The sequence below is a fragment of the Azohydromonas australica DSM 1124 genome, assembly GCF_000430725.1.
In the GTDB taxonomy this organism is placed as follows: Bacteria; Pseudomonadota; Gammaproteobacteria; order Burkholderiales; family Burkholderiaceae_C; genus Azohydromonas; species Azohydromonas australica.
Map to the genome: position 1 here is coordinate 126,792 of NZ_KE387211.1, position 14,391 is coordinate 141,182.

At 71.1% G+C, this 14,391-nt stretch carries 12 protein-coding genes; 5 read left to right on the forward strand and 7 right to left on the reverse strand.

Going from position 1 to position 14,391, the window contains the following annotated elements; translation table 11 throughout:
• Window positions 1-218: 218 nt before the first annotated feature.
• Entirely contained in the window at window positions 219-1,172 is a 954-nt protein-coding gene (locus H537_RS0133030) for a hypothetical protein (RefSeq protein WP_043461114.1), read from the reverse strand.
• Between the two features lie 343 nt (window positions 1,173-1,515).
• Between H537_RS0133030 and H537_RS0133035 the strand changes: the two genes are divergently transcribed.
• Both H537_RS0133035 and H537_RS0133040 read left to right on the forward strand, forming a co-directional pair.
• Entirely contained in the window at window positions 1,516-3,579 is a 2,064-nt protein-coding gene (locus tag H537_RS0133035; RefSeq protein WP_029001304.1) for a carbon starvation CstA family protein, read from the forward strand.
• Window positions 3,576-3,836, forward strand: coding sequence for a YbdD/YjiX family protein (locus H537_RS0133040; RefSeq protein ID WP_029001305.1), 261 nt, complete (start codon window positions 3,576-3,578; stop codon window positions 3,834-3,836). Before H537_RS0133035 ends, H537_RS0133040 begins: the two co-directional genes overlap by 4 nt.
• Before the next feature lie 16 nt (window positions 3,837-3,852).
• On the opposite strand, the gene H537_RS0133045 is transcribed toward H537_RS0133040, so the two are convergent.
• Window positions 3,853-4,665, reverse strand: a complete 813-nt coding sequence (locus H537_RS0133045; RefSeq protein ID WP_043461115.1) for an alpha/beta hydrolase — start codon at window positions 4,663-4,665, stop codon at window positions 3,853-3,855.
• A 7-nt stretch (window positions 4,666-4,672) separates the two neighbouring features.
• Window positions 4,673-5,014: an HNH endonuclease signature motif containing protein gene (locus H537_RS0133050; protein ID WP_043461116.1), complete on the reverse strand. Its 342-nt coding sequence runs from the start codon at window positions 5,012-5,014 to the stop codon at window positions 4,673-4,675.
• 226 nt (window positions 5,015-5,240) lie between these two features.
• On the opposite strand from H537_RS0133050, the gene H537_RS46910 reads away from it, so the two are divergent.
• The gene (locus H537_RS46910) at window positions 5,241-6,362 is read left to right on the forward strand and encodes an extracellular catalytic domain type 2 short-chain-length polyhydroxyalkanoate depolymerase (RefSeq protein ID WP_064736089.1); all 1,122 of its coding nucleotides are present in this window, start codon (window positions 5,241-5,243) and stop codon (window positions 6,360-6,362) included.
• Between the two features lie 38 nt (window positions 6,363-6,400).
• Entirely contained in the window at window positions 6,401-6,919 is a 519-nt protein-coding gene (locus H537_RS0133060) for a hypothetical protein (protein WP_156902090.1), read from the forward strand.
• A 24-nt stretch (window positions 6,920-6,943) separates the two neighbouring features.
• Here H537_RS0133060 and H537_RS0133065 read toward each other — a convergent pair whose 3' ends face one another.
• The 3 genes from H537_RS0133065 to H537_RS0133075 form a co-directional block, all read right to left on the reverse strand.
• On the reverse strand, window positions 6,944-8,107 hold the full coding sequence (locus H537_RS0133065; RefSeq protein WP_156902091.1) for a hypothetical protein: 1,164 nt from the start codon (window positions 8,105-8,107) through the stop codon (window positions 6,944-6,946).
• Between the two features lie 99 nt (window positions 8,108-8,206).
• Window positions 8,207-9,319, reverse strand: coding sequence for a hypothetical protein (locus H537_RS55185; RefSeq protein ID WP_211235124.1), 1,113 nt, complete (start codon window positions 9,317-9,319; stop codon window positions 8,207-8,209).
• A 157-nt stretch (window positions 9,320-9,476) separates the two neighbouring features.
• Window positions 9,477-11,126 carry a galactose oxidase early set domain-containing protein gene (locus H537_RS0133075; RefSeq protein ID WP_029001311.1) on the reverse strand — a complete coding sequence of 550 codons (1,650 nt, stop codon included), beginning with the start codon at window positions 11,124-11,126 and terminating at the stop codon, window positions 9,477-9,479.
• Window positions 11,127-11,734: 608 nt separating this feature from the next.
• Here H537_RS0133075 and H537_RS0133080 point away from each other — a divergent pair.
• Window positions 11,735-12,619: a ketopantoate reductase family protein gene (locus tag H537_RS0133080; RefSeq protein ID WP_029001312.1), complete on the forward strand. Its 885-nt coding sequence runs from the start codon at window positions 11,735-11,737 to the stop codon at window positions 12,617-12,619.
• Between the two features lie 12 nt (window positions 12,620-12,631).
• On the opposite strand, the gene H537_RS46915 is transcribed toward H537_RS0133080, so the two are convergent.
• A complete protein-coding gene (locus H537_RS46915; RefSeq protein ID WP_051244021.1) occupies window positions 12,632-14,299 on the reverse strand; it encodes a GGDEF domain-containing protein in 1,668 nt (555 codons plus the stop codon).
• Window positions 14,300-14,391 lie beyond the last annotated feature (92 nt).

The window sequence follows — 14,391 nt, forward strand, 5'->3', positions numbered from 1 at the left end:
CGGCAACGATCCCTGAAGGCCCCCGCGTGGGGCCTTTTTCCATGGGCTGGACCGGCCTGCCTCCAGGGATGCCGCAACCCTCGCTCGCCTAACATGCTTCTGGCGCTGCGCAGGCATGAGGAAGAAGCTCATGGCGCTGCGACAGGCACGGGTGGGCAGAAGAAGCTCCGTGCCCAGGCCACGGCCGGCGATATCGGCGCGGGGCCGAGCCCGAAACCTCAGCCGATCACCTCGTAAGCCCGTCCGCTGGCCGTGCGCCGCGTGACCGACTCGCGCTCCAGCCGGGCCAGGAACTGGCGCGCCTCCTCGGCCGGCGAGCCCTCGGCACGCTGGATGGCGCGCGCATTGGGCTTGACCGAGCCGCTGCGCACGGCCGCCAGCACCCGCTGGTAGCGCGCCTCGGCATCGCCCTCGGCAATGTCGTCTTCCCCGTCGTCCTCGGCAACGGCGGCCGCGGTGCGCTGAGGCCGCGCGACAGCCGCCGGCGGGGCCGGCAGCGGCTCCAGCCACGGCGCCCGTTCGGCCGTGCGCGCCACGCGGAACAGCACACCGGAGGCCGACATCATCGTCAGGCCCACGAGCGCGATCAGCGCCGAGCGCACCACCGCGAACAGCACGGTGCGGTCGTCGCCCAGCAGCGTGGTGAGCGTGGGCCGCTTGGCGCTCTGAAGCTCCGCCAGCTCGACCGCCATGGGGGCGATGCGCCCCTCGATCTCCATGGCCTCGCGCAGCGCCTGCCCGCCGCGCTCGCGCGAGGAGGCCAGCACGGAACGCGACTGCGCCGCGGCGTTGTCGCGCAACCCGGCCGCCGTCGCCCGGTGGCTGGCGATGGCCGCCTGCAGCTCCTCGATGCGCGCCTCGTTGGCGCTGGCCTGCACGTCCGAGGACTGCACCAGCGCCAGCTGCGTCACGCTCATCGTGGCCACCTCGAATCCGAACAGCACGATGCCCAGCCCCACCAACGCCCAGCGCAGCCGCCGCAGCAACCGCTCCGGCAGCAACGCGGCCGTGCCGAAAGCCAGGAGCTGGCACAGCGTCAGCAGCACGCCAGCCAGGATCAGTGCCTGGCGGGCCATCTCGTCGCGCTCCGTCTGCTGCAGGCCCAAGGTGAAGAACCAGGCGCCAAGCGCACTGGCAGCCAGTCCGATGAAGGCGGCCAGCGTTCCCAGCACACGGTAGGTTCTGGGAGTGAGGTGGGTGTTGTCAGTCATTGGGAGGGGAAAAACGGAACAGCGACCCGTCTCAACGGCCGCTCCGGATGTTGAACAGGCAGACAAACTTGTCGATTTTCGTTGCATTCATGTCCGTGGATTGGCAAGTAGTTGGCGCCAAGACCATTTTTGTGCACGACCGCATCGGGTCGAGCCATCGCGCCGCCCACTCTGCCCCCGCGTTGTGCACACCGCTTGCCCCGGGAGCGACAGGCGCTTCCGGTCCACCGGGAGCTGATGCCTTGCGTGTCCAGGCTGCGGCCCCGGCTCTCGACGGGCTCCACGCAGCCGCCGGAGGAGACTCATGAACAAGCTCGTGTCCCTGCTCCTGTGGCCCGCCGTGGCGCTGCTGGGCGCCTTTTCCTTCGCCGCGCTGGCGCTGCACCGCGGCGAGTCGGTCAACGCGGTGTGGCTGGTCACGGCAGGGCTGTGCGTCTACTTCATCGCCTACCGCTTCTATTCGAAGTTCATCGCTGACAAGGCGCTGCGCCTGGACGACGCGCGCCCCACGCCGGCCATGCGCCACAACGACGGGATGGACTACGTACCCACCAACAAGTGGGTGCTCTACGGCCACCACTTCGCCGCCATCGCCGGCGCCGGGCCGCTGGTGGGGCCGGTGCTGGCGGCGCAGATGGGCTACCTGCCCGGCACGCTGTGGCTGCTCTCCGGCGTGGTGGTCGCCGGCGCGGTGCAGGACTTCATCGTGCTCTTCGCCTCGGTGCGCCGCGACGGCAAGTCGCTGGGCGAGATGATCAAGATGGAGCTCGGCCCCGTGGCCGGCACCCTGGCCTCCGTCGGCGTGCTGGCGATCATGATCATCATCCTGGCGGTGCTGGCGCTGGTGGTGGTCAAGGCGCTCACGGGCAGTCCCTGGGGCCTGTTCACCATCGCCGCCACCATCCCCATCGCGCTGCTCATGGGGCTGTACATGCGCATCATTCGCCCCGGGCGCGTGGGCGAGGCCTCGGCCTTCGGCGTGGTGCTGCTGCTGGCGTCCATCTTCGCCGGCCGCCTCGTCGCCGAGAGCTCGACCTTGGCGCCGCTGTTCACGCTCACCGGCACGCAGCTGGCCTGGGCGCTGATCATCTACGGCGCCGTCGCCGCGAGCCTGCCGGTGTGGCTGATGCTGGCACCGCGCGACTACCTCAGCACCTTCCTCAAGATCGGCACCATCGTCGCGCTGGCACTGGGCATCTACTTCGTGGCGCCGCTGCTGTCCATGCCCAGTACCACGCGCTTCATCGACGGCAGCGGGCCGGTGTTCAGCGGCAAGCTCTTCCCCTTCCTGTTCATCACCATCGCCTGCGGCGCCGTCTCCGGCTTCCACTCGCTCATCTCCTCGGGCACCACGCCCAAGATGATCGAGAAGGAGTCGCACATGCGGCTCATCGGCTTCGGCGGCATGCTCACCGAGAGCTTCGTGGCGCTGATGGCGCTCACCGCCGCCTGCGTGCTGGACCCGGGCATCTACTTCGCGATGAACGCGCCGGCGGCCGTCATCGGCACCACGGCCGAGAACGCCGCGCGCGTGATCTCCGAATGGGGCTTCGTCATCACGCCCGACGTGCTGACGCAGACGGCCAAGGACATCGGCGAGAGCACCATCCTCTCGCGCGCCGGCGGTGCGCCCACGCTGGCGGTGGGCATGGCGCAGATCCTGGGCCAGGCCTTCGGCGGCAAGGCGATGGAGGCCTTCTGGTACCACTTCGCCATCCTGTTCGAGGCGCTGTTCATCCTCACCGCGGTGGACGCCGGCACGCGGGTGGGCCGCTTCATGATCCAGGACATGCTGGGCCACGTGTACAAGCCCTTCGGCAACACCGAGAACCTGCCGGCCAACCTCGTGGCCACCGCCGCCTGCGTGGCGCTGTGGGGCTACTTCCTGTACCAGGGCGTGGTCGATCCGCTGGGCGGCATCAACACGCTGTGGCAGCTCTTCGGCGTGGGCAACCAGATGCTCGCCGGCATCGCGCTGCTGCTGTGCACCTGCGTGCTGGTGAAGATGAAGCGCGAGCGTTACGTGTGGATCACGCTGGTGCCCACGGCATGGCTGCTCGTCACCACGCTCACGGCCGGGGTGCAGAAGATCTTCCACCCCTCGCCGAGCATCGGCTTCCTGGCCCTGGCCGACAAGTTCAGCGCCGCGGCGGCGCAGGGCACGGTGCTGGCGCCGGCCAAGACCATCGCGGAGATGCAGCGCGTGGCCTTCAACAACTACCTCGACGCGGCCGTGTGCGGCTTCTTCGTGCTGCTGGTGGTGGCGATGTGCTTCTTCGCGCTGCGCATCTGCGCCAAGGCGCTCAAGCAGGCCCGGCCCACCGCGCACGAGATCCCGCCGGCGGCCACGCGCCAGGCGCCGGTATGAGCACGCGGCCCGACATGGAGAAGGACGCGCCGCCGGTGCCCGAGGACACGGCACAGGCCGGCGGCAGCGGCTGGGCCGCGCGCTGGCGCAGCGTCTGCGGCGGCTGCCGTCAGATCTTCGGCATCCCGGACTACGAGCGCTACCTGGCGCACGCCGCCGCGCGCCACCCCGGCGCGCCGGTGCTCTCGCGCGAGGAGTTCAGCAAGCGCGCCATCGACCGGCGCTACGGCGGCGGAGGCGGGATGCGCTGCTGCTGAGGCGTCCGGCGGCACCTCAGGGCGCCTCGCCCAGTGCCGCCGCGATCGCCCCGCGCCACCAGGCCGCATCCACCCGTTCCGGCCAGTCGTTGTGGCCGGCCCCTTCGAGCACCAGCAGCCGCTTGCGCCCGTCCAGCGCGTCGTACAGCGCCTGGCCCAGGCGCGCCGGCACGATGCCGTCATGCTCGGCCACGACCACGACCACCGGGCGGTCGAAGCCGGCGAGGTAGGCCATGCTGTCGTAGTCGTCGCGCAGCAGCCAGCGCACCGGCAGCCACGGATAGTGGATCGCGCCCACGTGCGCCAGCCGGTCCCAAGGCGTGATGAGCAGCAAGCCGCTGACGCGCTCGCGCTGCCCCGCCGCCGCGCCGGCGGCCACGGCTGCGCCCATCGATTCGCCCACCACCAGCAGCGGTCCCGGCCAAGCCTGGTATGCCAGCGCCAGCGCCAGCGTCTTGCGGGCATCGTCCACCAGGCTGGCTTCGCCCAGCGCGCCACCACGCGGCCCGTAGCCCGGATGCTCGGCCAGCAGCACGCGCCAGCCCTGCGGCGCCAACGCCTGCGCGTAGAACGCCCGGTGGCCGGCATGCCCGGCGTTGCCGTGGAACACCACCACCGTGCCCCGGGCCGTGCCGGACGGCTCCGCCACGAGGCCCCGGAAGTCCTGTGCCGAGGGCCAGGCCCGCAGCCTGCCGCCCGCCAGCTGCTCCACCGGTGCGCGGTCCGGGAAGTACAGCAGCCGGTCCTGCCAGCGCCAGACGGCCGCCAGGAACAGCAGCGCGACGATGGCCAGCAGCAGCAGCGTGGTCACGAGCTTCCTCACGAACATGCCCGGCTCAGCGACGCCGCCGCGGCTTGATGGTGCGGTCCCAGTACTCGGGCGGCTTGTTCGCCACCCAGCCCACGAAATCGGCGATTTCCGGATGCGCGCGCAGCGCCGCCCAGGTGTGGAAGCGCCGCGCCAGCTCCTTCTCGCTGAAGGTCGCGTGGATCTTGCGGTGGCAGATGCGGTGCACCAGCTGCGTGTCCTTGCCGCCGTGGCTGCGTGGCACCAAGTGGTGCTCGTCGGCCGAGGGCCCGGGCACGATAGGCCGCCCGCACAGCGGGCAAGGCGGCGGCGGGACGTCCGCCGCCGCGGCGAAGGGTTCTCCAGTGCGCAGGTGTCTCTTGCCGACCATGCCGCGTTTGTAACGTGCCGTGCCAAGCCCGCGTCGGCGCGGGATCTTCCATAGTCCGCCCGTCACGGCCACCACGGCGTCTTGACGCTGGCAAGCGGTCCATGCTGCAATGCAGCAATCAGGTAAGTCGTTGTAACGCAAGCAGCGCTCTGCCGTTGAGGCTAGGCGTGCTCCTGCGCTTCAAAACCGGCCGTCCCCCTGGCCGCTGATTCCCCTGGAGGCAACCATGCTCGATCCCCTGGCCGCGCCGCCGGCCGCTCCGCTGCCCAGCTTCAACGCCGACCTGAGCCAGAGCTCGGTGTCCGGGCTGTCGTCCGGCGCCTTCATGACGGTGCAGCTGCACGTGGCGCACTCGTCGATGTTCGTGGGCGCGGGCGTGGTGGCCGGCGGGCCGTACCGCTGTGTCGAGACCTTCCGCGGCTCCTCGCTGATCGCCGAGGACGCCTACGTGCAGAACGCGCTGTTCATCTGCATGAACCCGCTGATCCCCGAGGTCGGCCCCAATCCCGAGCGCCTGGTGAAGCTGGCCCGGGAGACCGAGGCGCAGGGCCTGATCGACCCGCTCAAGCACCTGGCCGGGCAGAAGCTCTACATCTTCACCGGCAGCGAGGACAAGGTCGTGGACTCCTCGGTGGTGCGCACCACGCGCCAGTTCTACGAGCTGCTGGGCGTGGCGCCCAAGGACATCCAGTACGTGGACGACGTGCCCGCGGGCCATGCGCTGCTGACCAGCAACGACGAGGACAACCCGCTGGGCGTCAACGCCCCGCCCTACATCAGCAACTGGGGACGGATGCAGAGCTGGGACATCCTGCGCCACATCTACGGCCCACTGAAGCCGCCGTCGGAGCGGCTGAGCGGGCGCATCCTGCGCTTCGACCAGCGCGAGTTCTTCGGCGGCGAGGCGCGCGCCAGCATGGCGCCCTACGGCTACGCCTACGTGCCCAAGGCGGTCGAGGACGGCGCACCCTGCCGCATCCACGTCGCGCTGCACGGCTGCACCCAGGGCTACAGCTACGTCACGCGCACTTCGGGCAAGGCCGATACCGCCACCGAGCCGCCCTACGGCAACCGCTACTACACGACCACCGGCTACAACGAGATCGCCGACAGCAACAACATCGTGGTGCTGTACCCGCAGGCCCAGGGCATGGACGACGCCCAGGTCCAGAACCCCGACGGCTGCTGGGACTGGTTCGGCTACAGCTGCCCCGACGCGCAGGCGCCGGACTACTACTCGCAGAACGCCATCCAGATCCGCGCCATCCACGCGATGCTGGTGCGCCTGGGCGGCAAGGCCCCGGCCGCAAAGGCGGGCCGCTCCAAGACCACGGCCGTGACGGCCTGAGGCCGGCGCTTCCCGGAACCCCCTAGCGAGATCCAGCGATGCCGATTTCCCAATCCCTGATGATGAAAGCCACGGGCTCGCGCCCCGACGACTGGCTCAAGGCGCAAGTGCAGCTGGCCAAGGCCGCGCTGCCCGATGCCGACAACCCCAGGCAGGTGCCGCTGCCGCTGGTGCCGCTGGCACGGCTGCAGTCGCTGCAGGCGCTGCTGACCCACACCGCCAGCAGCGCCACGACCCAGGCCACGCAGGCCGCGGCTGCGCTGCCCGCGCTGGCCGCCGACCCGAATGCACTGCAGGAAGCCTGGGCCCTGGCCGGCGCCGCGTTGCAGCAATGGTGGTCGTTGCAGGCGCAATGGCTGGAGCAGTGGACCGCGCTGGGCCAAGAGATGGGCCAGGTGCGCAAGGTCAACACCGTCTCCAAGTACGTGGGCCAGGAGATGGACCTGGTCAAGCAGGCCCAGACCCTGGTCAGCGACCAGACCTCCAGCGCGGTGCAGCTCTACGAGAACATCGTGGTCAACACCTCGTACTGGCTGAGCCAGAAGGCGCGGGGCTGAGGCCAGGCCGAGGCGGGACGGCGCTCAAGGCGCCGCCTCCAGCACCAAGTCCACGACCACGCCCGCGTGGTCCGAGGGCCACAGCCCGCCGGACGTGCGGTCGCCCAGCCGGCCGCCCACCACGGCCGCGGCGCGGGCCTGCACCGCGCCGCGCAGCCACACCAGGTCCGTGCGGCGCGAGAGCTGCGTCTCCTCGTTGTCCATCGACGGCGCCTGGCAGCAGGTGGCGCCGGGCTGGCCCGGCACCGCCTGCGCCCAGGCGTCACGGTAGCCCGCCGCCAGGAAATCCACGTAGCGGTCGTCCGGCGGCGCCGGCACGGCGTGCGCGTGCGCGGCCAGCGCCAGCACCACCGGCAGCGGGCTGGCGTCGGCCAGGGCGCGCAGCAGCTCGCCGTCCTGGCGACGTTCCTGCGGCATGAAGGGGTCCAGGTGCGCCGTCTGCGCGCCCATGAAGCGCAGCCAGCGGCCCTGCACCTGCGCATCCACCGCCACCCAGGCCCGCCCGCCCGGATAGACCCCCAGCTGCGCCACCCCGGCCGCCCCGGCGCGCGGCGTGTCACCCGGCGCATCGAGCCGGCCCGATTGCGGATGGGACCAGCTGAAACGGCCCGGCGGCAGGTCCGTGCGGGCCAGGATCACGTTGCGGTTGAGCACCTGCGCGCAGCGCCACCCGGCCGTGCCCAGGTCCGCCGGCAGCGGCGGCATGCCGAATTGCGCCACCTGCGCCGCCACGCGGTAGGACGTGCCCAGGCTGCGCAGCGCGCGTTGCAGCGCGGCGAGCATGTCGATCTCGACCTTCATCGGGCCGCAGCGCAGGCTGCGCCGCGCCAGCGGGCCGGTGGACCAGCGCGCCACGTCCTGCAGGCTCACCAGCGCCGGCGCGGCGCGGGCGATCTGCCAGGCCACCGCGCGCATGCGCTCGTGGGGCCGCGTGGCGCGCACCTCGCGCAGCACCTGGCCGGCGCCGGCGGCGAAGCCCGGGGCGTCGATGGCGAAGTACAGCGGCTGGTAGTCGGTCCCTTCGCCCAGGTCCCAGTTCATCACGCGCAGCGGGGCGTCGGTCTCGGTCTCGGTCTCAGGCGTCGGCTGGGCATGGGCGCGGGGCGCGGCCAGGACGGCCGCCAGGAGCGGCATGCAGACGGCCAGCCGGGCCGCCCGCCCGGCCCACGTCCGGAGGCTTGGGGGCATGGGAATTCCTTTCGCGTGCTTCGCCGCCGCGCAACCCGCGCACCGGCGCGGCGCGCCGGCATGGTGCCTGGACGCAGGCCCCCGCCACCTTGAGCAGCGTCAAGCGGGCAACCCGTGGCCGTGGCCCCGTCGCTGGCGCCGTCCCCTCATCACCGCCCCCAGCATCCCTACCCCCGCCAGCATCATCGCCACGGCCGGCGCCTCGGGCACCGGCGTGGCGATGAAGGCATGGCTGCGGCCGTCGGCCAAGTCACCGTGGCCCAGCAGCTGGCCGCGGTCGTTGATGCCCGTGAGGCCTTCCATCAGGTCCCAGCGCGCCTGCGCCCCGGGCGTGAGCAGGTTGCCGAGGTAGTCCTGCCGCCCGTCGTGGACCACCAGGGCGTAGAACACGTACTCGTGATAGTCCACTTCCGCGACGCCGTAGCCCGCGGCCCAGTCGCGCTCGTTGATGTCCACGGCGAAGCTGTCGTAGCCCAGGTCCGTGTAGCGCCCGCCCACGTACAGGCTCGACCCCAGCTCGCCCCAGTTGTAGTCCCAGTAGCGCACGATGGTGCTGCCCTTGTTGTTCACGGCCATGGCCTCGTACTGGCCGCCCCATTCCAGGTCGATGGGCTCGCCCATCTTCGCGTGCACGCCGTTGCGCACCACGAAGGCCCGCTCGTCGATGTCGTCGTTGGCGTACTCGGCCCGGCCCACGATCAGGCCGCGGTCGTTGATGTCCACCGCCGTGCTGTTGATCGCGTCCGGGATGTCGAGGTAGCGCGCCTGCCTACCGTCGTACAGGAACGCCCGGCCGTCCGCCTCGCCCACCACCTGGCCCTTTTCATTCACGGCGTAAGCCGTGCCGACGCTGGCGCCCAGCGGCTCGGCCAGGTTGGTGAAGCGGCCGCCGCGCCAAAGAAAAGGCAGGCGCTGGCCGTTGTCCATCAGCCGCGTGCCCACCACGTCGCCGCGCTCGTTGAGATCCAGCGTGCCGCCGCCCCAGGCGCCCAGGTCGTGCAGCCGGCCGCCGCGCCACAGGTAGCTGCGGTCGCTGTCCGAGTCCACCAGCGTGAAGTCGCCCCGGTTGTTGAGCGCCTGCACCGAGATGTGCTCCAGCCCGGTCAGGACGTTGAGGTCCTGCAACCGGTAGCGCAGCTCCGCCGCCAGCGCGCCGACACAGGTTCCAGCCGCCAGCGTGGCCGCCACCACGCCATGAAGAAGACGCTGCATGAAAGCCTCCTCGAAGCCGGGCCCCCACGGGCCCGCGAGAAGGCATTAGCGCAAGGCCGCCGCGCCGCGAGGATTGGCTGAACGTAGGCGCTGCAACCGGACGTACCGGCGGCGCCGGCCGAAAGTCACGGGCCGGGCCGCCGGGGCAGTGCTGCGCTCAGCCCAGCCTGACGATCCTCGCCTGCGAGGGCACCAGCCGCTTGGCGTCTGCCGGGGCCTGCGCGTTGCGCTGGAACACGAACAGCATGTAGTAGCCCGGCGGCATCTCGGTGGCGCTGGCCGGGGCGCTCACCGTCAGCGTCTGGCCGTTCTGCGTGAAGGCCAGCTCCTTGGCCCGCTGCTCGCTGGCGAAGGAGTGCGTGGACGAGCCCGTGCGCACCAGCATCACCCGCTCGATGGCCGTGGCGCTGCCCAGCGACACCTGCAGGCTGCCCGACCAGTTCACCACCTGCGACGACAGCCCGGTGATCACCGGCCGCGCCGCGGCGCTGCCGTCTGGATTGAACAGGTAGGGTGGGAAATACACCTCGCCGTTGAGGTGGCGCACCGGCCCCGGCGAGCCGCCGCCGCCGGTGAGCACCGCGCCGCTGGGCAGCAGCAGCGAGCTGTTGTGGTACAGGCGCGGTTTCTGGGCCGAGGCGGTCAGGCTCCACTGCCCGGTGGCCGGGTCCCACAGCTCGGAGCTGTACACCGCGTCGGCGTCCAGGTTGGCGTTGACCGAGCCGCCGTTGACCCACACCGTGCCGTCCGCCAGCACCGTGCCGAAACCCCACTTGCGCCACGCGCTCAGTGACGCGGTGCGCCCGATCACAGGCTGCGCGCCGTTGATGTCCACCAGCGACGCGATCTTGTCGTTGCGCAGCGACAGGATCTTGCCCGGCGCGTACATCACCGCCGGCAGGTTCCAGTTGGCGCCCGGCAGCTTGCCTTCGAGCTGCGTCAGCGTGCCGGTACCGGCGGTATCCAGCGTGTGGAAAAAGCCGTCGTGCGTGATGGTCAGAATTCGCCCGTCCGGCGCCAGCCAGGATTTGGGATACCACCAGTTGTTGCCGTTGATCACGCCAAAGGCTTCGCCGCTCTGCGCGGTGGAGAGCACGCGCCAGCCCGTGCCAGGCACGTAGATTTCAGGTGTCGTGGAATAACTGACGGTAGTGGCGGGCGCATTTTTCGTGCCGGCGAAATACAGGTCGTCGCGCCCGCCCAGCACCACCACCTCGCCCTTGTCCGTGGTCACCGCAGTACCGTACCAGCGCCTGTAGGCCATGGACGAGGAATCGCGGCGCAAGGAATTGTCGGCCGGGTTGAAGATATTCACGTCGGCGGTGGCGTAATTCCGCTTGCCATTGACGGTGCGGTCGCCGCCGGCCAGCAGCACTTGGCCCGAGGACGGCAGCACGAGCTGGGCGCTGCAGAAGAGGTCCGTGCCGGTGGTGTTGGACAGCAGCTGGAAGGGCGAGGTGTCCGCCCCCGGCAGCGTGGGGTTCCAGTTCGGGTCCCACACGGCGTAGTGGAACTGCGCACCCTGCACGCCCTTGTCGTCGCTGCCGTAGGCCAGCACCCGGCCGTCGGGCAGCAGCACCATGTGGATCGGCATCACCGGCCAGGAGAAGGTCGGGCCGAACACGCCGGCCGTGTAGGCCTGCGGCGTGACGCCCTGCGGCTTGTAGATCGTCATCAGCTCGCCGCCGGCGGCCAGCTCCTTGAGCACGTCGGTGAGGATGCCGGCCGAGGTCACGGGCCCGGCGCCGAAGTCCACCGGCGCGCTGGTGTCGTCCTCGCTGGTGTCCGGATCGCTGGGTGCCGGCACCGTGCCGCCGCTGTTGCCGGTGTCCGTGCTTGGCGCAGGCGCCGGGGCCGGCGCGGGGGATTCGGCCGGTGCAGGTGCAGGCGCCGGCGGCCGTGCGGCGGTGGAACCCGAAGATCCGCCGCCTCCACCGCCGCCGCCACAGGCGGTCAGCGCAAACAGAAACAATATCGAGACCGCGCGGCGGGGAAATGCGGATGCCGGCGAATCGTGAGGCTTGACATAAGTCATGAACTGCACAGGTAAATGGCGATGGACGATCAGCAGCCCGGTTTCAGGCTGCGCCGTACCGGCACCTTGCGCAGCATCCAAACTGGCCGATACCCCATGATCCGACGTGGATTGTGGCCACGTGTGAATCATGATTCCCCAAGTAAATCGGCTATTTAGTCAAGATCGCCCCTGAATATCCAGACCTCCGCCTTGATTTTCAGGATGCGAAAGCGCAGCCAAATCCGGACAGGATGCCATTCGTTACCCGGTACCATCCGCGCCCTGGTCCTCAATTCATCGACGAAGTTGCCATGCCGTCCACGCCACCGTCTTCCGCTGCGAGCTTGCCGAGCCAGGAGGCCCGTCCGGGCGCCGAGGGTTCCTGGAAGGTCGCCGTCATGGGCGCGGGCGCCGTGGGCTGCTACTACGGCGCGCTGCTGGCACGCGCCGGGCACGAGGTGGTGCTGATCGGCCGCCCGGCACACGTGCAGGCCGTGCAGCGCGAGGGCCTGCGGCTGCAGAAGCAGGCGCTGGACGAGCGGGTGCGCGTGGCGGCCAGCACCGAGGCCGCGGCGGCGAGCGGCGCGTCGCTGGTGCTGTTCTGCGTCAAGTCCACCGACACCGAAAGCGCCGCCGCGCAGCTGCGCCCGCACCTGGCGCCGGGCGCACTGCTGCTGTCGATGCAGAACGGCGTGGACAACGCCGAGCGGCTGCGCGCGGCGCTGCCAGGCCATGCGGTGGCCGCCACGGTGGTGTACGTCGCCACTGAGATGGCGGGCCCCGGCCACGTGCGCCACCACGGGCGCGGCGAGCTGGTGATGGAGCCCTGCGCCGGCGCCGAGGCCGTGGCCCGGCTGCTCACGGCGGCGGGCGCGCCCACTGAGATCTCCGGCAACGTGCGCGGCGCGCTGTGGGCCAAGCTGATCCTGAACTGCGCCTACAACGCCTTGTCGGCCATCACGCAGCTGCCTTACGGCCGGCTGGTGCAGGGCCCGGACGTGACGGACGTGATGGGCGACGTGGTGGCCGAGTGCCTGGCCGTGGCGCAGGCCGACGGGGTGCAGGTGGTCGGCGACGTGCCGGCCGCGGTGCGCCGCATCGCCGAGACCATGCCGGCGCAAACCTCCTCCACCGCGCAGGACCTCGCGCGCGGCAAGCGCAGCGAGATCGACCACCTCAACGGCTACGTGCTGCGCCGCGGCCAGGCGCTCGGCATCGCCACGCCGGCCAACCGCGTGCTGCACGCGCTGGTGCGGCTGCTGGAGGACAAGGCGGCGGGCTGAACGCGCCGCGGCTCAGGCCAGCGCCGCCGGGCGGTTCTCGTCCTCCCCGGCCGGCAGCGCGAACTCCACCCGGTTGCGCCCCTTCTCCTTGGCGCGGTAGAGCGCGCGGTCGGCGCAGCGCTGAAGCGAGCGCACGTCCTGCGCGTCCTCGGGGAACACCGCCACGCCCAGCGAGACCGTCACGCTGAAGGCCGCGCCGGCGTGCGTCGTCACCACCATCGCCTCCACGCTGCAGCGCCAGAACTCGGCGCGCGCGCGCAGCGCGGGCTCGTGCAGCCCGGGCAGCAGCAGCAGGAACTCCTCGCCGCCGTAGCGGCACGCAACGTCGCCCTCGCGGCAGAGGTGGCGCAGCAGCTGCCCCAGGTGCCGCAGCAGCTCGTCGCCGCCGGCATGGCCGTAGGTGTCGTTGATGCGCTTGAAGTGGTCCACGTCCAGCATCACCAGCGCCAGCGGATAGCCCCCACGCCGCGCCCGCGCCAGCTCGTGCTCCAGCGTCTCGTCCATGTAGCGGCGGTTGAACAGGCCCGTGAGCGGGTCGCGCAGCGCCTGCTCCTGCAGCCGCGACTGCAGCGCCTCGATCTCGCTTACCCGCACCTGCAGTGCCGCATGCGCCTCGCGCAGCGCCTGCCCGCGCTGGCTCAGGCGCAGGTTGAGCCGGCGCAGGTGCCCGGCGGTCAGCCCAAGCACCACCGTGGCCGCCACGAACAGCGCCAGCACCGCCACCAGCTGCGCGCGGTCCGGCGGTTCGTCGGGGTCGTAGAGGAAGCCGTCGAGCCGGGTGTCGTCGAGCATGCCCAGCTCCTGGTAGGTCTCGGCGATGTGGCGCCAGCGCCCGGCGTTCATGTGGCCGATCTCCACCAACTCCGGCTGCATCAGGCGCTGCATCTCCGCGGCCTCGAACAGCAGGTGCTCGCGGCTGTGGCGCCGGCCCCAGCGCTCTTGGATGGCGTCCGCCATCTCCTGCGGATGCGCCATGGCGTACTGCCAGCCCTGCAGGCTGGCCTCGCGGAAGGCCTTCACGCGCTGCGGGTGGCGGCGGATCTCCTCCTCGGTCGTGAAGAGGTTGTCACCGTAGAAGTCGATGCCGGCCGAGCGCGGCGTGAGCACGGTGTGCGGTGCGCCCGAGGCGCGTACCTCGAACAGCTCGTCGCTGGAGTAGGCGGAGATGGCGTCCACCCGCCCGGCCACCAGGTCCGCCGCGCTGAAGTTGTGCGGCAGCAGCTGCAGCTGCCGCGGGTGCACGTTCTCCTTGTGCAGGTAGGCGAAGAGCTCGTCGCCCTGCTGCTCCTGCATCACCCGCTTGCCCACCAGCCCGTGCACGTGGTCGATCTCGCCGCGCGCGATGTACACGTAGGGCGAGTGCTGCAGGATCACCGCCAGCACCACCACCGGCTGGCCCTGGCGGCGCAGCCGCAGCAGGTTGGAATGGCCCACGCCGTACTGCGCCCGGCCCTGCAGCACCTCCGCCACCGTGTCCTGGTCGGGCTCGGCCTCGACGATGCGCACCTCCAGCCCGGCGCGTCGGTAGTAGCCCTGCTCCAGCGCCGCGTAGTAGCCGGCGAACTGGAACTGGTGCCGCCACTTGAGCTGCAGCGTGACCTGCTCCAGCGCCCAGGCCTGCAGCGGCAGCACGCCGCCGCACAGCAGGCAGAGCCAGGCCAGCAGGCCGCGCGGCGTCATCGGCACCCGCCTTCCGCCCCGGCCCGGCCGCGGACCGAGGCCGGGACCACGCACGCGGCGGCCTGCCAAAGCCTCCGGCGAGCACCCGGCAG

What these genes read in the sequence shown, in the direction of transcription:
- H537_RS0133035 (WP_029001304.1), top strand. Translation starts at nt 1,516, where the DNA reads ATGAACAAGCTCGTGTCCCTGCTCCTGTGGCCCGCCGTGGCGCTGCTG.
- H537_RS0133040 (WP_029001305.1), top strand. Translation starts at nt 3,576, where the DNA reads ATGAGCACGCGGCCCGACATGGAGAAGGACGCGCCGCCGGTGCCCGAG.
- H537_RS0133045 (WP_043461115.1), bottom strand. Translation starts at nt 4,665, where the DNA reads ATGTTCGTGAGGAAGCTCGTGACCACGCTGCTGCTGCTGGCCATCGTC.
- H537_RS0133050 (WP_043461116.1), bottom strand. Translation starts at nt 5,014, where the DNA reads ATGGTCGGCAAGAGACACCTGCGCACTGGAGAACCCTTCGCCGCGGCG.
- H537_RS46910 (WP_064736089.1), top strand. Translation starts at nt 5,241, where the DNA reads ATGCTCGATCCCCTGGCCGCGCCGCCGGCCGCTCCGCTGCCCAGCTTC.
- H537_RS0133060 (WP_156902090.1), top strand. Translation starts at nt 6,401, where the DNA reads ATGCCGATTTCCCAATCCCTGATGATGAAAGCCACGGGCTCGCGCCCC.
- H537_RS0133065 (WP_156902091.1), bottom strand. Translation starts at nt 8,107, where the DNA reads ATGCCCCCAAGCCTCCGGACGTGGGCCGGGCGGGCGGCCCGGCTGGCC.
- H537_RS55185 (WP_211235124.1), bottom strand. Translation starts at nt 9,319, where the DNA reads ATGCAGCGTCTTCTTCATGGCGTGGTGGCGGCCACGCTGGCGGCTGGA.
- H537_RS0133080 (WP_029001312.1), top strand. Translation starts at nt 11,735, where the DNA reads ATGGGCGCGGGCGCCGTGGGCTGCTACTACGGCGCGCTGCTGGCACGC.
- H537_RS46915 (WP_051244021.1), bottom strand. Translation starts at nt 14,299, where the DNA reads ATGACGCCGCGCGGCCTGCTGGCCTGGCTCTGCCTGCTGTGCGGCGGC.